General features: G+C 66.5%; 20 protein-coding genes and 1 tRNA gene. 13 read left to right on the forward strand and 8 right to left on the reverse strand.

The features are described from left to right. Nucleotides 1-51 precede the first annotated feature (51 nt). The 3 genes from AAHS21_RS24485 to AAHS21_RS24495 are packed head-to-tail and all read left to right on the forward strand — an operon-like array spanning nucleotide 52 to nucleotide 3,766. Entirely contained in the window at nucleotides 52-624 is a 573-nt protein-coding gene (locus AAHS21_RS24485) for a TetR/AcrR family transcriptional regulator (RefSeq protein ID WP_342930134.1), read from the forward strand. After that, on the forward strand, nucleotides 621-2,183 hold the full coding sequence (locus AAHS21_RS24490; RefSeq protein ID WP_342930135.1) for a glycerol-3-phosphate dehydrogenase/oxidase: 1,563 nt from the start codon (nucleotides 621-623) through the stop codon (nucleotides 2,181-2,183). Before AAHS21_RS24485 ends, AAHS21_RS24490 begins: the two co-directional genes overlap by 4 nt. A gap of 35 nt (nucleotides 2,184-2,218) precedes the next feature. Then, nucleotides 2,219-3,766, forward strand: a complete 1,548-nt coding sequence (locus AAHS21_RS24495; protein ID WP_342930136.1) for an FAD-dependent monooxygenase — start codon at nucleotides 2,219-2,221, stop codon at nucleotides 3,764-3,766. A gap of 18 nt (nucleotides 3,767-3,784) precedes the next feature. On the opposite strand, the gene AAHS21_RS24500 is transcribed toward AAHS21_RS24495, so the two are convergent. From AAHS21_RS24500 to aceE, 7 genes are all read right to left on the reverse strand, one after another. Continuing rightward, the gene (locus AAHS21_RS24500) at nucleotides 3,785-5,206 is read right to left on the reverse strand and encodes an acyl-CoA carboxylase subunit beta (RefSeq protein ID WP_342930137.1); all 1,422 of its coding nucleotides are present in this window, start codon (nucleotides 5,204-5,206) and stop codon (nucleotides 3,785-3,787) included. A 48-nt stretch (nucleotides 5,207-5,254) separates the two neighbouring features. Further along, the gene (kasB, locus tag AAHS21_RS24505) at nucleotides 5,255-6,508 is read right to left on the reverse strand and encodes a 3-oxoacyl-ACP synthase KasB (protein ID WP_342930138.1); all 1,254 of its coding nucleotides are present in this window, start codon (nucleotides 6,506-6,508) and stop codon (nucleotides 5,255-5,257) included. A 26-nt stretch (nucleotides 6,509-6,534) separates the two neighbouring features. Further along, entirely contained in the window at nucleotides 6,535-7,785 is a 1,251-nt protein-coding gene (gene kasA, locus AAHS21_RS24510) for a 3-oxoacyl-ACP synthase KasA (RefSeq protein WP_342930139.1), read from the reverse strand. After that, a complete protein-coding gene (gene acpM / locus AAHS21_RS24515) occupies nucleotides 7,782-8,129 on the reverse strand; it encodes a meromycolate extension acyl carrier protein AcpM (RefSeq protein ID WP_096288769.1) in 348 nt (115 codons plus the stop codon). The genes kasA and acpM overlap by 4 nt, the downstream gene beginning before the upstream one ends. A gap of 81 nt (nucleotides 8,130-8,210) precedes the next feature. Next, entirely contained in the window at nucleotides 8,211-9,131 is a 921-nt protein-coding gene (locus AAHS21_RS24520; RefSeq protein ID WP_342930140.1) for an ACP S-malonyltransferase, read from the reverse strand. A gap of 140 nt (nucleotides 9,132-9,271) precedes the next feature. Beyond that, nucleotides 9,272-10,597, reverse strand: coding sequence for a PucR family transcriptional regulator (locus AAHS21_RS24525; protein ID WP_342930141.1), 1,326 nt, complete (start codon nucleotides 10,595-10,597; stop codon nucleotides 9,272-9,274). Nucleotides 10,598-10,844: 247 nt separating this feature from the next. Next, on the reverse strand, nucleotides 10,845-13,634 hold the full coding sequence (gene aceE, locus AAHS21_RS24530) for a pyruvate dehydrogenase (acetyl-transferring), homodimeric type (RefSeq protein ID WP_342930142.1): 2,790 nt from the start codon (nucleotides 13,632-13,634) through the stop codon (nucleotides 10,845-10,847). A 172-nt stretch (nucleotides 13,635-13,806) separates the two neighbouring features. On the opposite strand from aceE, the gene AAHS21_RS24535 reads away from it, so the two are divergent. From AAHS21_RS24535 to AAHS21_RS24560, 6 genes are all read left to right on the forward strand, one after another. Beyond that, complete coding sequence (locus tag AAHS21_RS24535; RefSeq protein ID WP_342930143.1) at nucleotides 13,807-14,397, forward strand: hypothetical protein; 591 nt, start codon at nucleotides 13,807-13,809, stop codon at nucleotides 14,395-14,397. An 84-nt stretch (nucleotides 14,398-14,481) separates the two neighbouring features. After that, nucleotides 14,482-14,904, forward strand: coding sequence for a DUF3052 domain-containing protein (locus AAHS21_RS24540; protein ID WP_096288759.1), 423 nt, complete (start codon nucleotides 14,482-14,484; stop codon nucleotides 14,902-14,904). Then, nucleotides 14,904-15,365, forward strand: coding sequence for a peroxiredoxin (locus tag AAHS21_RS24545; RefSeq protein ID WP_342930144.1), 462 nt, complete (start codon nucleotides 14,904-14,906; stop codon nucleotides 15,363-15,365). The genes AAHS21_RS24540 and AAHS21_RS24545 overlap by 1 nt, the downstream gene beginning before the upstream one ends. Before the next feature lie 224 nt (nucleotides 15,366-15,589). Then, nucleotides 15,590-15,664: transfer RNA gene (locus tag AAHS21_RS24550), tRNA-Val, on the forward strand. Nucleotides 15,665-15,892: 228 nt separating this feature from the next. After that, nucleotides 15,893-16,954: a 3-deoxy-7-phosphoheptulonate synthase gene (locus AAHS21_RS24555; RefSeq protein WP_342930145.1), complete on the forward strand. Its 1,062-nt coding sequence runs from the start codon at nucleotides 15,893-15,895 to the stop codon at nucleotides 16,952-16,954. Nucleotides 16,955-16,979: 25 nt separating this feature from the next. Next, nucleotides 16,980-17,483 (forward strand): CGNR zinc finger domain-containing protein, encoded by a 504-nt coding sequence (locus tag AAHS21_RS24560; RefSeq protein ID WP_342930250.1) that lies wholly within the window; start codon nucleotides 16,980-16,982, stop codon nucleotides 17,481-17,483. An 84-nt stretch (nucleotides 17,484-17,567) separates the two neighbouring features. On the opposite strand, the gene AAHS21_RS24565 is transcribed toward AAHS21_RS24560, so the two are convergent. Then, entirely contained in the window at nucleotides 17,568-17,963 is a 396-nt protein-coding gene (locus AAHS21_RS24565) for a DUF6319 family protein (RefSeq protein ID WP_342930251.1), read from the reverse strand. Nucleotides 17,964-18,256: 293 nt separating this feature from the next. Between AAHS21_RS24565 and AAHS21_RS24570 the strand changes: the two genes are divergently transcribed. From AAHS21_RS24570 to AAHS21_RS24585, 4 genes are all read left to right on the forward strand, one after another. Next, nucleotides 18,257-18,961: a DUF2510 domain-containing protein gene (locus AAHS21_RS24570; protein ID WP_342930146.1), complete on the forward strand. Its 705-nt coding sequence runs from the start codon at nucleotides 18,257-18,259 to the stop codon at nucleotides 18,959-18,961. A gap of 53 nt (nucleotides 18,962-19,014) precedes the next feature. Then, on the forward strand, nucleotides 19,015-20,145 hold the full coding sequence (locus AAHS21_RS24575; protein ID WP_342930147.1) for a glycosyltransferase: 1,131 nt from the start codon (nucleotides 19,015-19,017) through the stop codon (nucleotides 20,143-20,145). A 90-nt stretch (nucleotides 20,146-20,235) separates the two neighbouring features. After that, the gene (locus AAHS21_RS24580) at nucleotides 20,236-20,481 is read left to right on the forward strand and encodes a hypothetical protein (protein WP_342930148.1); all 246 of its coding nucleotides are present in this window, start codon (nucleotides 20,236-20,238) and stop codon (nucleotides 20,479-20,481) included. 458 nt (nucleotides 20,482-20,939) lie between these two features. Next, nucleotides 20,940-21,812, forward strand: coding sequence for a DUF732 domain-containing protein (locus AAHS21_RS24585; RefSeq protein WP_342930149.1), 873 nt, complete (start codon nucleotides 20,940-20,942; stop codon nucleotides 21,810-21,812). The last annotated feature ends 7 nt before the right edge of the window (nucleotides 21,813-21,819 follow it).

Genomic DNA, 21,819 nt, shown 5'->3' on the forward strand with positions numbered 1-21,819 from the left:
GAAGGAGCTGCTCGGTCCCGGCATCAGGCGTCATGCGTTACAGTATTACACATGCTGTCAATCAGTAATGCAGGTTTGGATGTGGCCGAGCGGATCCTCGCGGCGGCCGCCAGCTGTGTGGTCGATTTCGGGGTGGACCGGGTGACCCTCGCCGAGATCGCCCGGCGCGCGGGGGTGAGCCGGCCGACCGTGTACCGACGCTGGCCGGACACGCCCGCTATCGTGGCCGCGCTGCTGACCCAACGGATCACCGGCGTGATGCAGGAGGCGCCGCTGCGGGGAGAGGACCGCGAATCGCTTGTGCGCCAGATTGTTTCGGTGGCCAATCTGCTGCGCCGTGACGAGCTGATCATGTCGGTGATGCACTCGCACCTGGCGCCGATCTATATCACCGAACGGCTCGGCGAAAGCCAGCAGATGCTGATCGGCGCGCTCGCCGACCGGTTGCGGGTCGCCCAGCGCCACGGCAGCGTGCGCCCGGGCGATCCGCTGCAGATGGCCACCATGGTGTTGCTGATCGCGCAGTCGACAATTCAGTCCGAGCGGATCGTGCGGCCGATTCTCGATGCCGAGGCGCTGACCGTCGAACTCACTCACTCGCTGAACGGATACCTGTCCTCATGACCGATTCGAACGGCGCGCGTTTGACTGCCGCCCGTCGTACCGCCGAGTTGAACGCGCTGGCCGACGGCGCGCCGTTGGACGTGCTCGTGATCGGCGGCGGGATCACCGGCGCCGGGATCGCGCTGGACGCGGCGTCGCGCGGGCTGCGGGTGGCGCTCGTGGAGAAGCACGATCTGGCATTCGGTACCAGCCGCTGGAGCTCGAAGCTGGTCCACGGTGGTCTGCGCTACCTGGCGACGGGCAATGTGGGCATCGCTCGCCGCAGCGCCATCGAACGCGGAATCCTGATGACGCACAACGCCCCTCATCTTGTGCACGCGATGCCGCAATTGGTTCCGTTGCTGCCGTCGATGAGCCGCCCGAAGCGTGCGCTGGTGCGTGCGGGATTCCTGGCCGGCGACGCGTTGCGTGCGCTGGCGGGAACGCCGTCGTCGACACTGCCTCGCTCGCGCCGGGTGTCCGCCCGGCGGGTGGTGGAGATGGCGCCCACGGTGCGTCGCGACGGCCTGGACGGTGGACTGTTGGCCTATGACGGGCAGTTGATCGACGACGCGCGCCTGGTCACCGCGGTAGCCCGGACCGCGGCTCAGCACGGCGCCCGGATCCTCACCTACGTCGCGGCATCCCAGGCCACCGGTACGTCGGCGCGGCTGACCGACCAGCGCACCGGCCAGTCGTTCGACGTGTCCGCCCGCGCGGTGATCAACGCTGCCGGGGTGTGGGCGGCCGACATCGACGGCTCCCTGCGGCTGCGGCCCAGCCGTGGCACACATCTGGTCTTCGACGCCAGCGCTTTCGGGAATCCGACTGCGGCGCTGACGATTCCGATTCCGGGTGAGCTCAACCGCTTCGTGTTCGCGATGCCCGAGCAATTGGGCCGCGTCTACCTCGGGCTCACCGACGAGGCCGCGCCGGGCCCGATTCCGGATGTGCCCGAGCCGTCTGCTGGCGAGGTCGAATTCCTGCTGGACACGGTCAACACGGCCTTGGGTACCGCGCTGCGGGCCGCCGACGTGATCGGGGCGTACGCCGGCCTGCGGCCGCTGATCGACATGGGCAGTGCAGGTTTCGAAGGCCGCACCGCCGACGTGTCGCGCGAACACGCCGTCGTCGAGTCGCCTGCCGGGGTGATCAGCGTGATCGGCGGCAAGCTGACCGAGTACCGCTTCATGGCCCAGGACGTCCTGGACCGCGCCGTGAGCCTGCGGCAGCTGGCGGCGGCCAACTGCCGGACTCACCGTCTGCCGCTGATCGGGGCGCCATCCAACCCCGGACCGGTCGCGGGTTCGCCGGCCGGGCTGCCCGCCTCGCTGATCGCCCGCTACGGCGCCGAGGCGCCGGCCGTCGTCGCGACCGCCACCTGCGCGCGCCCGATCGAGCCCGTCGTCGAGGGCATCGATGTGACCCGCGCGGAGCTCGAATACGCCGTCACGCACGAGTGCGCGCTCGACGTCGACGACATCCTCGATCGCCGAACCCGGATCGGCCTGGTGCCCCGCGATCGCGAGCGGGTAGTGGCCGAGGCCGCGGAGTTCCTCGCGGGGGTCGCCGGAAGCTAGCTGGATTCGAATATGACATGCGCTACCATTTTGGAGTGACTGCCATATTAAGGGTCCCGGTATTGATCGTCGGCGCCGGTGCGGCCGGGCTGGCCACGTCCGCGCTGCTCGCCCAGCACGGTGTGCGGTCGCTGCTGGTCGAAAAGCGCGGCGAGGTGTTCATCTATCCCAAAGCCCGCAATCTCAGCTTCCGCAGCCTGGAGATCCTTCGCTCCCTCGGCCTGAGCGACGAGGTGCACGCGATCGGCGAACACCAACCGGTCGTGGTGACCAAACCGACCCTCAACAGCACGACGGAAGAGCCCGCGATCGACTTCGGGGCGATGTTCGCCGGCCTGGACGCGTTGAGTCCCGAGCCGACCGTGCAGTACTGCCCGCAGAGCAGGTCGGAGCCCATGCTGCTGGCGGCAACACGCCGCCGCGGCAGCGAGGTTCGCTACGGCACCGAGCTGCTGTCGTTTGAACCGGACGAAACCGGGGTCACCGCCGTCATTCGCGACCGGGACTCGCAGGAGACGCAAACGCTGCGGGCCGACTATCTCATCGGCGCAGACGGAGTGCACAGCCCCGTCCGCGCAGCGCTGGGCATCGCGACCTCGGGTTACGGCGCGCTGCCGATCTTCGTGGTTTTCATGTATTTCCGGGCACCCTGGCGCAAGCTCGTCGCACACATCGGCGAGGGCGGCGGCGTGCAGGTCAAAAATGCTGAGGTACAAGGCATCTTCATTGCCGCCGACGACGACCTCGGGATGTTCATCACCACCTATTTCCCCGACAAGGGCGAAACGGCAGGTCAGTTCACGCCGCAGCGGTGCCGCGAGATGCTCACCCAAGCGATCGGCGAGCAGATGGACATCGACATCATCGAGATCGTGGCGTGGCAGCCGTACGAGCAGGTGGCTAACCAATTCGCTTGTGGGCGAGTCTTGCTCGTCGGAGATGCGGCGCACACCATGCCGCCATTCAAAGCCGGGGGAGCCAACACCGCGATCCAGAGCGCACACAATCTGGCCTGGAAACTGGCCGCGGCGCTGCGGGGGACGGCCGGGCCGGCGCTGCTGGACACCTACCAGACCGAACGGCATCCGGTGGGGCTGTTCGCCGCCCGCCAATCGCTTTCCGGCCCAACGATTTCCTTGCTCCAGCTCGAGGATGACCGGCCGCTGCTGCCGCCGGACGAAGAGTGTTCGATGTTCGCGTTGCTGGTGGGCTACCGCTACCGCTCGAGCGCGATCGTTACCGACGATCCCTCTGATGACCACTTGGTGGAGCAGTTGCGCGGCCAGCCGGGTACCCGGGTGCCACACGTGTGGGTGCGCGACGGGGTCTCGACGCTCGATCTGATCGGCGGCGAGTTCGCCGTGCTCAGCGGCGACGAGCGATGGTGTGCCGCCGCGGCTTCGGCGTCGATCGCCGGCCATCGCATCGACGGCGACGAGTGGGCCGCGGCGACCGGACTCTCGCCGCAAGGCGCGTTGCTCATTCGGCCGGACGACTTCGTCGGCTGGCGCGCCGAGAAGCTGCCCGCCGACCCGGAAGGCGAACTACGCCAAGCGCTTTCGGCGATACTGTGTCGCGAGTGAATCGCGACCGCTGAGGAATTACAGCGGGATGTTCTTGTGGCGACCGCGGCGTGCGGGCGCTTCGGCCAGCGCCTCGCAGAGCCTGCTGCGGGTGTGCGCCGGATCGATCTTCTCGTCGACCACGCCGATCTCGATGGCGCTGTCGACGCCGCCGGCGATCCGCTCGTGCTCGGCGGCCAGCTCGTCGTGCAGCGCTTCGCGCTCGTGGTCCGGCGCGGCGGCCAGCTTGCGCTTGTGCAGAATCCCGACCGCGGCCTTGGCACCCATCACCGCGACCTCGGCATCCGGCCACGCGAACACCTTAGTGGCATTCAGTGAGCGGGAGTTCATCGCGATGTAGGCCCCGCCGTACGTCTTTCGGGTGACCAGCGTGACGCGGGGAACGGTGGCCTCGCCGAACGCGTGCAGCAGCTTCGCGCCGCGGCGCACCACGCCGCCCCACTCCTGGTCCACGCCCGGCAGGTAGCCGGGCACGTCGACGACCACGATCAGCGGAATCCCGAACGCGTCGCACAGGCGCACGAAACGCGCTGCCTTCTCGGCACTTTCGGAATTCAGGCAACCGCCCAGCCGCAGCGGGTTGTTGGCCAGCACGCCGACCGTCCGTCCCGACAACCGGCCTAGGCCGACCACCATCGACGGCGCCCAGTTGGCCTGGAACTCGTCGAACGGCGTCTCGTCATCCAGGATCGCGGTGACGATCGGGTGCACGTCGTAGGCACGTCGCGCGGATTCGGGCAGCAGTGCGTGAATGTCGGTGTCACCGGCCTCAGCCTTGGTGCGGTCGAAATGTCCTTGCTGGCAGAACAATCCGACCAGCCGACGGCCGCGCGCGTAGGCGTCGAGCTCGTCGTCGGCGACGATGTGGCACACTCCGGACTTCTTGTGGTGGGTCTCGGGGCCTCCGAGCGAGCACATGTCCACGTTTTCGCCGGTCACACTGCGGACTACGTCGGGGCCGGTGACGAACACCCGACTTTCCGGCGCCATCACGATGACATCGGTCAGTGCCGGCCCGTAAGCGGCACCGCCGGCGGCGAAGCCGACGACCACCGAGATCTGCGGGATATAGCCCGACGCCCGGATCATGGCCTCGAACACCAAGCCCACCGCGTGCAGCGCCTTGACGCCCTCGGCCAGCCGGGCGCCGCCGGAGTGCCAGATGCCGACGATCGGGCTCTGCTCCTCGATGGCGGTGTCGTAGGCGTTGACGATGTGCTGGCATCCCTCGATGCCCATAGCCCCGCCCATCACGGTGCCGTCGGTGCAGAACGCGATGGTGCGTACGCCGTTGACGGTGCCCGCCGCGGCGAGCACACCCGAGCGGTCACGCTCGTGCAGCAGCTCGACGCTGCCGTCGTCGAAGAAGTTGCTCAGACGCAGCAACGGGTCTCGGGGGTCGAGCGACTCGCCGACCGCCTCGGGGGCCATGAGTGTCATCGCAGATCTCCTGTTTCCGGTGAGCTCGGGGTCCAATACCGCTGGGTTCTAATACCGTCCAAACGTGATCGCCACGTTGTGACCGCCGAATCCGAACGAGTTGTTGATCGCGTACCGGTAGTTGCCCGGTCGCGGCTTACCCGCCACCACGTCCAAATCGATTTCTGGATCGAGGTTTTCCAAATTCAGTGTCGGCGGGATTACCTGCTCCCGCAACGCGAGGACCGTCAAGATCGATTCCAACGCACCGACCGCACCCACCGAGTGACCAAGCGCCGCCTTGGGCGCGTAGATCGCGGGGTGGTTGCCGCCGAGGGCCCGGTTGATGGCCTTGCTTTCGGCGAGGTCTCCGACCTGGGTGCCGGTGGCATGGGCGTTGATGTGGTCGATTTCGGCAGGGGTGATGCCCGCGAGCTGGATCGCCCGCTGCATCGCGTGCGCGGCACGTTCCCCGTTGGGATCCGGTGCCACCATGTGGAACCCGTCCGAGGTCACGCTGGCTCCCATGATGCGGGCCAGGATGTTGGCGCCGCGGGCCTTCGCGTGCTCCTCGGTCTCGATGACCATCAGCGCGCCGGCCTCGCCGAACACGAAGCCGTTGCGGTCCTTGTCGAACGGGCGGCACGCGCCGGCCGGGTTGTCGTTGGTGGTCGACATCACGACGCGCATCGCGGCGAACGCCGCGATCGGCACCGCCTCGATCTGGGTCTCCACGCCACCGCAGATCGCGATGTCGGCCTCGCCGAGCACGATCTGCTGCCAGGCCCGGGCGATGCCCTCGTTACCGGATGCGCACGCCGAAACCGGCGTCATCACACCGGCTTTGGCTTGCCGTTCCAGTCCGACCGCCGCGGCCGCACCGTTGGGCATGTACTTCTGCACGCCCAACGGGGAGACCGCTTTCATGCCACGCTGGCGCATGTCGTCGTAGCTGAACACCAATTCCTCGGACGAGCCGAGGCCGGTGCCGATCGACACCGCCAACCGGTTGGTGTCGACTTCCGGCGAACCGGCGTTCTCCCACACCCGCCGGCCCAGGATCGTCGACATTCTCTGCAGATAGCCGGTGCGACGCAGCTCGATACGCGTGAGCTGGCTGTCGAACTCCTCCACGAGATGCCCGCCGATGCGAACGGGCAGGTTGTACTCCTCAACGAACGGGTCGGTGAGGGTGCGGATTCCACTCTGGCCGTCTAGCAACAACTTCCAGGTTTCTGCCGCGTCGGGCGCCAAGGCAGTCGTCGCGGCGATGCCGGTGACGACCACGTTGGGGAAAGCTTTCCCCGTAACCAGCTCTGTCATGGGAGTGGCGAACGTTCCTCTCGTGCTCAGTAACGCCCGAAGGCGAGGGCCACGTTGTGGCCGCCGAACCCGAATGAGTTGTTGATCGCGTAACGGAAATCGCCGGTGCGAGGTTCGCCCGCGACGACATCCAACGAAATCTCGGGATCGGGGGTTTCGTAGTTGAGGGTCGGCGGGATGACGCCATCCCGCAGGGTCAGCACTGTCAGCACCGACTCGAGCGCCCCGACTGCGCCGATAGAGTGCCCCAGCGCCGACTTCGGCGCATACACGGCGGCCTGCTCGCATCCGGCAACCCGGATGGCATTGGCCTCTGCGGTGTCGCCGATCGGCGTCGCCGTCCCGTGTGCGTTCACGTGGTCGATTTCCTTAGGGGACACGCCCGCCAGTTCCAGCGACCGGGTCATCGCGCGACCGGCGCGCACGCCGTCCGCCGCGGGCGCCACCATGTGGAAAGCGTCCGAGGTGATACCGGCACCCATCAGCCGGGCCAGCGGCTTGGCGCCGCGGGCCTTGGCGTGCTCTTCGGTCTCGATGAGCATCAGGGCCCCGGCCTCACCGAACACGAAGCCGTCGCGGTCCTTGTCGAATGGCCGCGACGCACGCTCGGGCTCGTCGTTGCGAGTCGACATGGCCCGCATCATCGAGAACGCCGCGATGGGCAGCGCCTCGATCGGTCCCTCGACACCGCCGCAGACGGCGACTTCCGCGTCACCCATGACGATCTGGCGCCAGGCGTGCGCGATTGCCTCGGAGCCCGAGGAACACGCCGACACTGGGGTGATCACCCCGGCCCGTGCGCCGAGCTCCAGACCGACGACGGCAGCGGCGCCGTTGGGCATGATCATCTGAACGGCGAGCGGCGACACCTTGCGGGGGCCGCCCTCGTTCATCAGGTCATAGCTCTCGACGATCCGCTCGGCGCCGCCCAGGCCGGTGCCAACCACGACGCTGAACCGGTCCGGATCGAGCTCCGGGTTGCCGGCCGACTCCCACAGCTGGCCGCTGAGATATTTGGCCAGACGCTGGACATACGACATACGGCGCATGTCCAGCCGTCCCATGTGGTTGTCGATCGGCTCCTTGAGGTGCCCACCGATCTTGACGGGCAGATCCCATTTGTCGACGAATTCGTCTTCGAGGACGCGGATGCCGCTTTCGCCTGCAAGCAAGCCCTTCCACGTGCTCTCGATGTCCGGCGCGATCGACGTCGTCGCCGCGACAGCGGTTACCACAACATTGGGGTAACCGCCGTTAGCAGTGGAAGGCTTGGTCACTTGCTGTCCGCTTCCAGCCTCGACTGGACGTTGGCAGCCGCCTCGGGGTTCTCCGACACGATCTTGGCGCGCAGCGCCTCGGCAGCCTCGGGGTTCTCTTCTTCCAGCTTCTGGATGTAGGAGACGACGTCACCGACGGTACGCAGACCGGCCAGGTCCTCGTCCGGGATCTTCACGCCGTACTTGTCCTCGGTCTGCACGGCGATCTCAACCATCGACAGCGAGTCGATGTCCAGGTCGTCGACGAAAGACTTCTCCGGGGTGACCTCAGAGGGCTCAATACCGGTGACCTCTTCGATGATCTCGGCGATACCGGCGATGATTTCTTCCTGCGAAACGGCCACAGCCTTTACTTCCCTTCGTAATGTGTTGTGTTGCAATCGGTTTGATGTGATTTTATGCGGTTGTCCTGGCCGCGGCTGTTGTCAGATGTCAGCCAGCGCGTCCAGGTCTGCGGGCGACTTGACGGCACGGACCGTTACCCCCCGAAGTTCACGCTTGGCGATGCCGGCGAGGGTGCCCGCGGGCGGGAACTCCACAATCGCTTTGACATCGTGCTCAGCCAGCGTTGCGGTGCACAGGTCCCACCGCACCGGCTGGATCAATTGAGCGACCAGCGTTTCCATCGCCACCGCCGCCGAAGTGACCGGCTTTCCGTCGCGGTTGGACAGCAGCGTGGCAGTGGGCTCGGCGGTCGCGATGACGGCCGCCGCGGCGGCGTAGCCCTCCATAGCGGACGCCATGTACTTGGTGTGGAACGCTCCGGCCACGCCGAGAGCGCGCACCCGGGCCTTGGCCGGCGGGTCTTCGGCCAGCTTTTCCAGCGCGGTCAGCGGACCGGCGGCGACGATCTGGCCGGCGGCGTTGCGGTTCGCGGGGAACAGGTCCAGCTGCTCGAGGCGGGCCAGGACCTCGGTCTCGTCCCCGCCCAGCACCGCGGACATGCCGGTCGGCTCGGCGGCGCACGCCTTGGCCATCTCGGCGCCACGGGTGGCGGCCAGGGCGACGGCGTCATCGGCGCCCATCACACCGGCGATCGCGTAGGCCGCGATCTCGCCGACCGAGTGACCGGCCACGATGAAGTCATCTGAGCCGCTTCGGGAGGCGAGCACGCCGCGCTTGGTCAGCTCCTGGTGCGCGAGCAGGGTGGCCGCGACGACCAGTGGCTGAGTCACCGACGTGTCGGTGATCTCTTCGTTGGATGCGGTGGTGCCCAGTCGAACCAGGTCCAAGCCGCTGGCCTTCGACCACAGAGTCATCTGCTCGGTCGCCCCCGGCAATTCCAGCCATGGCGAGAGCATTCCCTCTGTCTGCGAGCCCTGTCCGGGCGCGAGTAATGCAATCACGTGTCTAAGAGAACACTGTGGAAACGGTTTTGGCGGGTGTAACAGATTATGAACCTCGTCTTAGGTTTTTGTAGATACTCCACAAAACCGCTCGACAAGCTACATATTCGATACCGTGCCGCGATCTGTTGCCTGGGTCACTATCGCACGGATAGCGCCGCAGAACCGCCCCTGACCGGCAGCGGAACCGCCGTTATCCCGCTGTTACCAACACTAGAGGGGTTGGTGGGGTAGTTGAGTTGGCCTACCGTCGCGGCCACTCGCAACACGTACGCATCGCGTGGCTGAGTGGGATCACGCCCGGTGAAGTCGGTGATGCGCTTGAGCCGGTAGCGCACGGTGTTTGGATGAACGAACAACTTGCGTGCGCAGGCCTCAATCGCGCCGCCGCAATCTAAGTAAGCGTCAAGAGTTTCGATAAGAGTGGGCCCGGCGTCGGCCAGGGGTCCCATCACGTCGGTGTGCAACGCGACGATGGCCGAAGCGTCTCCCATCAGGGCACGTTCCGGCAGCAGCTCGCGGGCGTGCACGGGCCGTGGCGCACCGGCCCAGCCGGGAGCGGCGTTCATCCCGGAGATCGCCTCGCTGGCGCTGTGATAGGCCGCGGTCAGCATCGGTGCGGTGGGCCCGATGACCACCGGGCCCTCGGCGAATGCGCTCAACAGATCGCCCAGAAACTTGTCCGTCGGGGACAACTGGCCCGACACGATGGCCACCAGCCAGGTGCCGTGCACGTCGGTGAGGGCCGCGCGGCCGTGCTTCGCGGCGGTGTCGCGGACGATTTGGCTGGCCCGCTCGCTGGCGAACTCGCCGTTGGTGTTGTCGCGGCTGGGGGCCGGGGTGCCGACCACGACCGTCGCCGGCGCGGTGGTGTCCCAGTTCAGCGCGGCGGCGCGGGACAGCAGCTCGGGGCCGGTGTCGCCGCGCACCACCGCGTCGACGACGCTGGCCTCCATCCGGCTGTCCCAGCTGCCCCGCGCCTCGGCCGCGTCCGCATAGGCCGAGGCGAAGCTGAACGCCAGGTCGCGGCTGTACTTCAAAATGCCCACCGTGAGGGCGGTCAGTTGCTCCTCGGAGCGGGCCAGCAGCGGCACGACTTCCTCGAAGAACTCCATGGTCACCCGCACCATGTCCACGCTGTGGCGCAACGCGATCCGGCGGGTGAGCTCCTGGGGCACCAGTTCGAAGGCCTGCGCGGTGTAGCTGACGTTGCTGTGTGGGTCCTGCATCCACTCGACGAAGTTCACGACGGCGGTCTGCACCACCAGCGCCACGCTGGCCCGCTGCGACGCTTCCAGCTCGGCGAAGAACGGCAACCGCTCGCCCATGGCCGTGACCGCCTCGGTGGCCAGCCGCCCGGAGTACTGCTTGAGCCGTCGCAGCACGGAGTCCGGGACGGAGTCCAAGGTCTCGAGAGGGGACCTCGGATGCTTGGCGAAGGGGCCGGCGAACGGGTTGTCATTCACCCCTAAAACCTACGCCGAATTTATGGAACTTTCCGCCAAAGGCGCGGCGGATGGTTGGGTTGACTGGCTCAATGCGCGGCTGCGCGCACATTGAGTGCCGAGTGTGCGGCTGCGCGCACAGTCGGCGGTCAGGAGTGGCGGCGGCCGCGTCGTCCAGCGTCACGCCAGCGTGGTGGTCGACGCCGCACGCCACGCCAGCGTGACGCTCGGCGGGCGGGGAGGCGGGTGCCGGGCTAGGCGACGCCCCTCAGGCGACGCCGGGGTCGGAAGTCTGCTTCGGCGCGGCCTGGACGTCGTCGATCTTGTACTGGCGCGCCGCCGCGAGCGGCACCGACGGGTCGATCTCGCCGTCGCGGGCCAGCGCCTCGAGCACCGCCACCACCTGCGACTCGGCGTCGGTGTTGAAGTAGCGCCGCGCCGCCGGGCGGGTGTCGGAGAAGCCGAACCCGTCGGTGCCCAGCGTCACGTAGGTGCCGGGCACCCACGGCCGAATCTGCTCGGGCACCCCGCGCATCCAGTCCGAGACGGCGATCACCGGCCCGGTGGCGCCTTCGAGGGCTTTGGTGATGTACGGGACGCCGGCCGGCTTGTCGGGATGACGCAGCTGCGCCTGCTGGATCGCCAGCCCGTCGCGGTTGAGCTCACCCCAACTGGTCACCGACCACACGTCGGCGGCGACGTCCCACTCGGCGGCCAGCATCTCGGCGGCCTTCACCGCCGACGGCATCGCGACCCCGGAGGCCAGGATCTGCGCGGTGTTGGTGCGCCGCTGGCCGGCCGCCTGGTAGCGGTAGATCCCGCGCAGCACGCCCTCGGGATCGAAGTTGTGCGGCTCGGGCGGCTGGACGTAGGGCTCGTTGTAGATGGTGATGTAGAAGTAGATGTTCTCCGGGTTGGGGCCGAACATCCGGGCCAGCCCGCTCTCGACGATGTAGGCGATCTCGTAGGCGAATGCTGGGTCGTACGAGACGACCGCCGGGTTGGTGGCGGCCAACAGCAGCGAGTGACCGTCGGCGTGCTGCAAACCTTCACCGGTCAGAGTGGTGCGACCGGCGGTGGCCCCCAACACAAATCCGCGTGCCATCTGGTCGGCCGCGGCCCACAGGCCGTCGCCGGTGCGCTGGAACCCGAACATCGAGTAGAAGATGTACAGCGGGATCATCGGCTCGTTGTGCGTCGCGTACGACGTGCCGGCCGCGGTGAACGACGCCGTCGAGCCGGCCTCGTTGATGCCCTCGTGCAGGATCTGGCCGACTTCACTTTCCTTGTACGCCAACATCAATTCGGCGTCCACGGCCGTGTAAAGCTGGCCGAGGCGGTTGTAGATCTTCAGTGATGGGAACCACGAGTCCATCCCGAACGTGCGGGCCTCGTCGGGAATGATCGGCACGATGCGCGGGCCAACTTCCTTGTCCCGCATCACTTCTTTGAAGGTGCGCACCAGTGCCATCGTGGTGGCGACTTCCTGGTGACCCGAGCCCTTTTTCAGCGGGGCGTAGATGTCGCGGCTCGGTAGCTTGAGCGCCTTGGCTTTTGTCGGGCGCTCGGGCAGGAAGCCGCCCAGCTGGCGACGCCGGTCCAGCATGTAGCGGATCTCGGGGGCGTCGGGTCCGGGGTGGTAGTAGGGCGGAAGGTAGGGGTCTTCTTCCAGTTGCGCGTCACTGATCGGAATCCGAATGGCGTCGCGGAAGTACTTAAGGTCTTCTATCGCAAGCTTTTTCATCTGATGCGTGGCGTTACGGCCCTGGAAGTGCGCGCCCAGTGAGTAGCCCTTGATGGTCTTGGCGAGGATCACCGTCGGCTGCCCCCTGTGGTCGACGGCGGCGCGGTAGGCCGCATAGACCTTGCGGTAGTCGTGGCCACCGCGCTTGAGATTCCAGATCTCCGAATCGGTCATCGATTCGACGAGCGCCTTGGTGCGCGGATCGCGGCCGAAGAAGTGATCGCGAACGTAGGCGCCGTCGTTGGCCTTGTAGGTCTGGTAGTCGCCGTCGGGAGTGGTGTTCATCAGGTTCACCAGCGCGCCGTCGCGGTCGGCGTGCAGCAAGGCGTCCCACTCGCGGCCCCAGACCACCTTGATGACATTCCAGCCGGCGCCGCGGAAGAACGACTCCAGCTCCTGAATGATCTTGCCGTTGCCGCGCACCGGGCCGTCGAGGCGCTGCAGGTTGCAGTTGATGACGAACGTCAGGTTGTCCAGCGCCTCGTTGGCGGCCACCTGGATCAGGCCGCGGCTCTCTGGTTCGTCCATTTCGCCGTCGCCGAGAAACGCCCACACATGCTGATCCGAGGTGTCCTTGATGCCGCGGTCGTGCAGGTAGTGGTTGAAGCGGGCCTGGTAGATGGCGTTCATCGGGCCCAGGCCCATCGACACCGTCGGGAACTCCCAGAAGTCGGGCATCAGCCGCGGGTGTGGATAGGACGGCAGCCCGCCGCCCGGATGGCTGTGCTCCTGCCGGAATCCGTCGAGTCGGTCGGCGCTCAGCCGGCCTTCCAGGAACGCGCGGGCGTAGATGCCCGGGGACGCGTGGCCCTGGATGAACACCTGGTCGCCGCCGCCGGGATGCTGCTTGCCACGGAAGAAGTGGTTGAACCCGACCTCGTACAGCGCCGCCGACGAGGCGTAGGTGGAAATGTGGCCGCCCACGCCGATTCCCGGACGTTGGGCGCGGTGCACCATGATGGCGGCGTTCCAGCGGATCCAGGCCCGGAAGCGGCGCTCGACGTCCTCGTCGCCGGGGAACCACGGCTCCAGTTCGGTCGGGATGGTGTTGACGTAGTCGGTGGACGTCAGCGCCGGCAGCGACACCCGCTGTTCGCCCGCACGTTCCAGCAATCGCAACATCAGGTAGCGGGCCCGCGCGGGACCTGAGCGCTCCAGCAGCTCGTCGAAGGACTCCAGCCACTCCGACGTTTCCTCCGGATCGATGTCGGGTAGATACGACGCGACACCGTCTCGGATCACCCGGACGCGATCGGGTTCGCTTCCGTTGCTTGGGGTTTTGGCCAGGTCGTGGCGCGCGAACTCGGTCGTCAACTTCCGCTCCTGTTGTCGGCGGTTTCCTGCACGGGTGTTCGTCTCCCTATCGTGCCGTACCGGCGCCTCGGGCGGGTAGCCGCAATCGGATCGCCGGCGAACATCACCCGGCGACACGAAACCGCGGTGCGTTGACGGCAGCGGCAATCGCTACCCGGTAACGTCAGAAACCGTGCTCACCGGATGGAAAGTCGTCCCTCGCATGCACGGGGGACAGTTCCCCAAGCGTGGCGTGCTGGCGCTTGGCTGCATCGCCACCGCGCTGATGGGCATCGTGGGGTGTACCACCGTCACCAACGGCACGGCCACACCCGACACGAAGGTCGCTCCGGCCTACCGGCAGTCGGTCTCGTCGTCGGTATCGGCCTCGATCGCGACGTCGAGCGTCCGGGAGTCCCAGCGGCAGCAATCGCTGACCACCAAGGCGGTGCGCAGCTCGTGCGACTCGTTGGCCACCACCAGCAAGGAAGCCATCGACAAGGTGAACGCCTACGTCGGAGCGTTCAACGGGGGCCGCGGCACCGGCCCGTTCGAGGGTCCGGCCATCGACGCGCTCAACAACAGCGCTTCGACGGTGAGCAACAATTTCAACGATGCGTTATCGGCCCAGCTGAAGGACGCGTTCAACGCGTATATCGACGCCGCGCACGGCGTCGCCAACGCGATCGGCACCCACGCGGGGACCGGTGAATTCAACCGCCGAGTCGACCAACTCAACGACACCAAGACCAAGGCGCTGAAACTGTGCCTGGCGTCGTTTTGAGGCGGAGTGTGAACCAGCTTCTGGCTGTGCGACGATAATCCCCAATCGCATGGCGCGCAGGTTGTGTTGTTAGGAGGTCCCACGGTGGTCGCGGCGGATGACGCCTCGAACTACGCTCGCAAGCTGGGCGTCCAACGAGACCAGGTTGTCCAGGAGTTCGGTTGGGACGAGGACACCGATGACGACATCCGCGCGGCGGTCGAGGAGGCCTGCGGTTCCGAGCTGCTCGACGAGGACACCGACGAGGTGGTCGACGTCGTGCTGCTGTGGTGGCGAGACGGCGACGGTGACCTGGTGGACACTCTGATGGACGCCATCAGCCCGCTGGCCGAGGACGGCGTGATCTGGGTGCTGACGCCCAAGACCGGCAAGCCCGGCCACGTGCTGCCCGCCGAGATCGCCGAAGCGGCTCCGACCGCCGGCCTGATGCCGACGTCGTCGGTCAACCTGGGGGACTGGAGCGCCAGCCGGCTGGTGCAGCCGAAGTCGCGGGCGCACAAGCGCTGATGCTGCCGGTCGGGACGACAGCCCCCGATTTCACGCTGCGCGACCAGAACCAGCAGCGCGTCACCCTGAGCGACTATCGCGGCGACAAGAACGTGCTGCTGGTGTTCTTCCCGTTGGCGTTCACCGGGATCTGTCAGGGTGAGCTGGACTTGCTGCGTGATCGCCTGCCCGAATTCGAGAACGACGACAGCGTGGTGTTGGCCATCTCGGTGGGGCCGCCTCCGACGCACAAGGTTTGGGCCGCCCAAAGCGGGTTTACGTTTCCGGTGCTGTCGGACTTCTGGCCGCATGGCGAGGTCAGCCAGGCCTACGGGGTGTTCAACGACCACGCCGGCTACCCGAATCGCGGCACCTTCGTCGTCGACCGGTCCGGGGTCATCCGGTTCGCCGAGATGAAAGAGCCCGGCGAGGCGCGTGATCAAAGTTTGTGGACCGATGCGCTGAAGGCGTTGCGGGCCTGACGGTTTCCCGGCGCGCCGATCACCGGTGCCGCCGCCGGCGCTCTCGTCACACCATCTGGCCAGCATGTTTGCCAACCATCGTGTGCCGAAACGACGACGGTCCCATCGGGACGGGACTACTGCATATTTCGCCCGCTTCGCCGGGGGACTACTGCATCGCGGCCGCAACGTTTGGGTGGCAGCGCCCGCGCCAGGTAACCTGCTGCGGGTCCGTTTGGTTCCAAGGGCGCGTAGCTCAGTGGTAGAGCTCTGGTTTTACACACCAGCGGTCGGCGGTTCGATACCGTCCGCGCCCACCAGTCAAAGTCCAGCGCCGTGGTATGTTCGGCGGCGTGAACATCGGCGTACGCGCGTATTGGCGCTTTATCGTGGCTCCGGGTGGGGCCGTGGATGGAGCGTCTGGCTGACGTAAATACACGACCGATACCCGGAGCCCAGCAGTGACCACAAGGTCGCTGCTTTTTTCGTCTCCGGGCATCGGAATCAGGGGCGTGTCCGGAGGGCCGTACAGGAAGGCGCACCCCACGATGTCGATTACCAACCTTGTCATGACAACCGTCCGTACCTCGGACCGTCGAATCATCTCGCTTCGAGAACTCCCGGCGCCCAACGTGATTCGCGCCGAACTGCCGTTGAAGCCTGCCCGAGCTGAGGCAGTCCAACAGGATCGCGACGAAATCGCCGACATTCTGGCCGGCCGCGACGTTCGATTGCTGGTCGTGGTAGGGCCGTGCTCGGTGCACGACCCCGTTGCCGCGCTCGACTACGCACAGCGACTCGCGCCTTTGGCCACCGAGCACTCCGACCGGCTCAAAATCGTGATGCGTGTGTACTTCGAGAAACCGCGCACCACCGTCGGATGGAAGGGCCTCATCAACGATCCTGGTATGGGCGGCAGTTTCGACGTGGAACGCGGGTTACGCACTGCCCGGTCGTTGCTGCTGAACATCGTCGAGCTCGGCCTTCCGGTGGGATGTGAGTTCTTGGAGCCCACCAGCCCGCAGTACATCGCCGACGCGGTGGCCTGGGGCGCGATCGGCGCTCGAACCACGGAGTCGCAGATCCACCGTCAGTTGGCGTCGGGTTTGTCGATGCCGGTCGGATTCAAGAACGGCACCGACGGCAACATTCAAGCCGCGATCGACGGGGTGAAAGCGGCAGCGGTATCGCATAGTTTCTTCGGCGCCGACGACTTCGGCCGCGTTGCCGTTGTCGAAACCGCCGGCAATCCCGACTGCCATGTGATTCTCAGGGGCGGCTCAAGCGGTCCGAATTGCGATGCCGCCTCGGTGTTCACCACGGTTGCTCGACTGCGCAAAGCGGGCCTATCCGAACGGGTCATGATCGATTGTTCGCACGCCAACTCCGGCAAAGACCACATCCGTCAGGCCGAACTCGCGGCCGAGGTGGCTGCGCGCATCGCCGCGGGCGAACGCGGCATCGCGGGGCTGATGCTGGAGAGCTTTCTGGTGGCTGGTGCCCAATCCGACCGCGGCGAACTGGTTTACGGCAAATCCGTGACCGATCAGTGCATGGACTTTCCCACCACCGCGGCGCTGCTGGCAGGCCTGGCCGGTCGTCGGGCCTAGCTCGCAGACAAGGGATCTCGACTGGCTGGCGCGGTCCGGACTGATCGACGATCAGGATTGCGCGACGATCCGGGACTTGTTCGCCTCTGCCGACCTCGGCGATGCGGCTGCTGCCGCCCGAGATACCCGCGACCGGCTGCGGGCGGTCGTTGAGGCTTGGATGACTGACGCCTCGTCATCGATCCCCAAAGAGTGGATCGACGAACTGAATGTCCTACTGGCGGCCGATGATCGCCACTTCCGGCTGTGTGCCGACGACCAGGGCGTCTCGCTGCGCGACCAACGCCGATGGACGGACCCCGCACAGCTTCTCGTTCCGCCCGTTGAAGCATGTGCTCGGCTATTCGCTCGCGCCGACCGCCGACTGGTTCGCCAATGCGAGGGATGCACAATCATCTTCTACGACCGCACCAAAGCTCACCGTCGCCGATGGTGCTCCATGGCGATATGCGGCAACCGAGAAAAGGTGCGCCGCTATCGAGCGTCAGTCCCCAAGAAGGCGAGTCAGGGCACCCGCAGCGGAAATTGAGCCAATGATCGAGATGCCTTGTGCAGCATATAGTCTCGGGCGATCGTAACTGGTACAGCCTTCCGCTTTAATGAACGCGGTCTGTTAGGCCAGCTCGGCGAGGGCCTTGCGGGCGGCTTCCAGTTCGGCCTCCAAGGCTGCGATCTTCGCGGCTTGCTGGGACCGTGCCTCCTCGATTACCTCGTCGATCGGAGTTGCGAGGTCCTCGTGCAGTTCCTTGGCCGCCCGCGAGACGGCGGCCGCTGCAACAGCGAGGTTGCGGACCAGGTAAGTGGTGCCCTGCTTCAGCTCCGCGTGCCACTCACCGTCGGCAGTGCCGGTGACAGTCAGGCTCAGCTCGAGGGTCTTCGTCTTCTTCCCGGCCGCCCTCTTGGTCGGCGCTTTGTTGGGCTTGTTGACGGCGGGCGCTTCGGCGATTGCCGTCTCGGGTGCCGGTGTACTCCACGGCGACGCGTTCTCGACAGACGATTCGACTGCCATGGTGTCGACGCTCATCGTTGTGATCTCCCTTCTGAGGTTGCCCGCGTCGGACGGGCTGGACTGAGCGACTATTAGAACACACGTTCGACGCTGAACAGTCCAACACGAGCGGCGTGGCATGTCGACGCACCATCCGATCAGCCCGCCCCACGCGGCGGCCGGTGGTGGCAGTGTGGGGAATATGCAAACCCGTACCGCTGCTGCCTATTCCAGGTGCTTACCTGGCCAGCACGGTGTTGAGCGGCCAGTGCGGTTGACAGCCGCAACGGCACCCACACGACGAAGGTGCCAGGATGCCGTCTGAACATGCGCCGCCCCCGCCCAAATCCACGCCGGGGTGGTACCCGGATCCCGCCGGGGTAGGCCACGGGCTGCAGCGCTACTTCGACGGCCGCAACTGGACCAGCGAGTGGGCGTTTTCCACCGAGCCGCCGAAGACGCTTGCCACGGCGCCGCAGAAAGACACGTCCGGAAAGGCGGCCCTGGCGCTGGCGGCACTGGCCGCGCTCGTCGTCCTGATCATCGTCGGCAAAAGTTGGAGCTTCGGCGATAGGAATGACGGCCAGTCGGCGTCGCCGAGTGGTCCGGCCGCGGTCGGACCGGGGACACTGACCGAGGCGATGCCACCGACCCCGACCGGCCCCAAGAAGCCGGACGGCGTCACCTACACCATTTCTCCCGGCCCGAATGGCGACGTCGTCGAGGCCCGATTCGCGATTCGCGACAATTACACCGAGACGATGATCAAAGACGGTGCGCGCCGCGACACCATCGACATTCTCAGATACGCACGGGCAACCTACCCCGACGCCTCCGCGGTGAACGTTCAGGGCACCTTCCCCATGACCGACCCGTACGGCAACACCTCGACTCAGGTGGCTATCGACCTCACGTATTCGCGAGCAACGTTGAACAAGATCAACTTTGATGGCGTGAGCAAAATCAGCATCTGGGAGATTCGCGATTCCGGTTCAGTTCTTCCGGCATTCGAGCCCTAGCGGACGCACCCTGCAAAACTGGGTTGCGCAGGGTGTGCAGAGGGAGAGGGTGCGTGAAATTCGTGCTGGCCGGTTACGGCACTCGCGGCGATGTCGAACCGTTCGCCGCGCTCGCTCGCGAGCTGCGCGGCCGGGGTCACGATGTGTGCCTGGCGGTGCCGCCCTGGATGCTCGGCTTCGTCGAGTCGACGGGCCTCGACGCGGTCACGTTCGGCACCAACCCGCCGCCGCTGGGCGGGGTCGACGACGTCGTACGGCGAGTCACGCAGATCCTGGCGGACTGGAGCACGGGCTTCGCGACGCTGGCGAATGGGGCCGACCTGCTGGTGACGGGCAAGGGCGAGCAACGAGTGGCCGCCAACGTCGCGGAATACTACGGAATCCCGCATGCGGCATTGCATTTCTTCCCGGGCGACCCCGCGATCCCGGGCGGCCTGATGGGAGAGCTGACGCAGCGGGCGCACGACGCCCAGCGTCGCGATCTGGGCTTGCCGGACGTCGCCGCGGCCGCCCGAGAACCCTTGGAAATCCAGGCATATGAGGAGTTCTGCTTTCCCGGGCTGGCCGCCGAGTGGTCGCTACAGGGTAAGCGGCGGCCCTTCGTCGGGGCACTGACGCTGCAGTTGCCGACGGGCGCCGACGACGAGGTGTTGTCGTGGATCGCCGCGGGAACACCGCCGATCTACTTCGGCTTCGGCGGCGCCATCACGCTGCCCGATCCCGCCGAGACGGTCGCCGTGATCACCGCGGCCTGTGCGCAGTTGGGGGAGCGGGCGTTGATCGGTGGCGGCCCGCCCGGCAGTGCACCTGCTGGCCAGGTGAAGTTCGTGGACGTGGTGAATCACGCGGCGATTTTCCCGGCCTGTAGAGCGGTCGTCCACCATGGCGGCGCCGGAACCACGGCCACCGCCATGCGCGCCGGCGTTCCGGCGTTGATCCTGTGGCAAGCCAGCGACGATCAACCGGTGTGGGCTGCGGCAATCACCAGGCTGGGCGTCGGCTTCGGGCGCGAATTCCGTTCCACCACGTCGGATTTGCTGATCGCGGGGCTGCGCTCGGTTCTCGCGCCGGACTGCGTTGCGCGGGCCCGCGAGCTAGCGGCCACCACGACCGCACCCGCCGAAAGCGTTGCGAGGGCAGCCGATCTTCTTGAGGACGCCGCCGATGCAGGACGGGGCGGCTAGGCCGCGACGACGGGTGAATGCGCGGTAGCCGTTCGGATAACGCGGCGTTCCGTTGTCGCTGCTTGCCTGGGTATGGCATTGTCTGGGAGCGTGAGCGAGGTACCCGGTTCTCAGAGCGCCAGTGCGGCCCACACGGCACCTGGCGTCGGGCCGCTTTCGGCGGCGAATCAACCGGCTACCAAGGCCGATCTGTACGCCGCTGTCGATGCCTTGCGCGCCGACATGCGCGAGCTGATGAACGAGGTCCGCAAGCTGATTCAGGAAGCGGATCGTCAGGTGACCGACGCCGAGCGCGCGACGGGCGACGATCGCGACGCTCTCGACGACGCGTGGTGATGGGTCTCAGTCGGCGGGATCGTCGCGCTGTGCCGGTGTTATTGCACCCTAACCAGCCGATCCGCCGCTCGAAAGACGCTCGTTCAGTTGATGTTTCATAATCCGCAAAACATCGTTCGCAGCTCGTACTTACAGTCAGCCAACGCCGAGCGCCGGCGGTACGATCTTGCTATGTCGTTGGCCAGCGGCAGTGCGATTGCCAGGCGCATCGTCCTGCGGCTGCTGGGATGCATTGAGATGGACGAAGTTCACTTCGCCCGTCATCTCCGTTTGCCTGGCGGCACATCGCTCAGAGTACCGAGCACCGGCGCCTTCGCCGGACGACGCCTACTACCGATGTCTCCTGAGAGACGGATCCGGCGCCCGTCAACGACGACAGCCGTAGGCGATCGCACCTGCGGCCTAGGTGATTGTCCGAAGTCCGTCGGGACGGGCTCTTGCAGAATGGAAGCCCTCTCATGTTGACCGGTACCTCCAGATTCACTGGCATCACCAGCTATGTCGGCATCCCGATTGCCGCCATCGCGTTGCTCGGCGGCGTTGCAATAGTGCGCGGCGGTGCAGCAGCGGCAGACCCAAACGACGACCAATTTCTGGCGCTTCTCGATGATGAAGGCGTCCCCGCCGTGTCAGGCGTGCCAAGCCTCGTCGAGACGGCTCACAAGGTTTGTCAGGCACTGGATAACGGCACGCCGGCGAACCGCGTGGTGGACACTCTGGTTGACAATGCCGTGAGCGATGATCCGTCCCAGAGCCAGATCGCCCGCGGCCCCCTCACACGCACCGAGGGGCGCTTCGTCATTGCAGCAGTCGGGGCCTACTGCCCATACGACAAGAGCAAACTCGCGGTCCTCATCACCCGTCCCAAAGCGGGATGGAATGAGCCGACCCGGCTGGCCGCCGACGGCATTCGCCCGGCGGGTTTTCAGATTCATGGCAGCGCGCCCGTCTCGCTGATCGGAATTGTTCGCCCCGCAGGGATCGCCGATCCGGACCCGCCGACGATTCCCGAACCACCGCCTTTGGCGCACCTCCAGGCACCACCGCCGCCGATCGCGGCACCGCCTCGACCACAGCAGCCGTTACCTCAACGTTTGCCTGCGCCTCCGCCACAAGAGCCACCGCCTCCGCAACAGTTGCCTGCGCCTCCGCAGCAGCTGCCGCCCGCGCCGCAGGAGCCGCCGCCTCCTCCGCAACAAGTGGCGCCGCCTCCGCCCCAGGAACCGCCGCCGCCTGCTCCGCAACAGTTGCCGCCACCCTCGCCGCCCGCGCCACCGCCTCCGCCGACTTCGCCACCGAAGGAGCCGGGGTTGATCAGGGTCGCACCTTGAGACCGAC

The organism is Mycobacterium sp. 050272, from assembly GCF_039023525.1.
Taxonomy (GTDB): Bacteria; Actinomycetota; Actinomycetes; order Mycobacteriales; family Mycobacteriaceae; genus Mycobacterium.

Coding starts and splice junctions, on each gene's coding strand:
- AAHS21_RS24565 (WP_342930251.1), bottom strand. CDS start 17,963: ATGGCAGTCGAATCGTCTGTCGAGAACGCGTCGCCGTGGAGTACACCG.
- AAHS21_RS24555 (WP_342930145.1), top strand. CDS start 15,893: ATGTCGATTACCAACCTTGTCATGACAACCGTCCGTACCTCGGACCGT.
- AAHS21_RS24500 (WP_342930137.1), bottom strand. CDS start 5,206: ATGACACTCATGGCCCCCGAGGCGGTCGGCGAGTCGCTCGACCCCCGA.
- kasB (WP_342930138.1), bottom strand. CDS start 6,508: ATGACAGAGCTGGTTACGGGGAAAGCTTTCCCCAACGTGGTCGTCACC.
- AAHS21_RS24490 (WP_342930135.1), top strand. CDS start 621: ATGACCGATTCGAACGGCGCGCGTTTGACTGCCGCCCGTCGTACCGCC.
- AAHS21_RS24570 (WP_342930146.1), top strand. CDS start 18,257: ATGCCGTCTGAACATGCGCCGCCCCCGCCCAAATCCACGCCGGGGTGG.
- AAHS21_RS24545 (WP_342930144.1), top strand. CDS start 14,904: ATGCTGCCGGTCGGGACGACAGCCCCCGATTTCACGCTGCGCGACCAG.
- AAHS21_RS24485 (WP_342930134.1), top strand. CDS start 52: ATGCTGTCAATCAGTAATGCAGGTTTGGATGTGGCCGAGCGGATCCTC.
- AAHS21_RS24585 (WP_342930149.1), top strand. CDS start 20,940: ATGTTGACCGGTACCTCCAGATTCACTGGCATCACCAGCTATGTCGGC.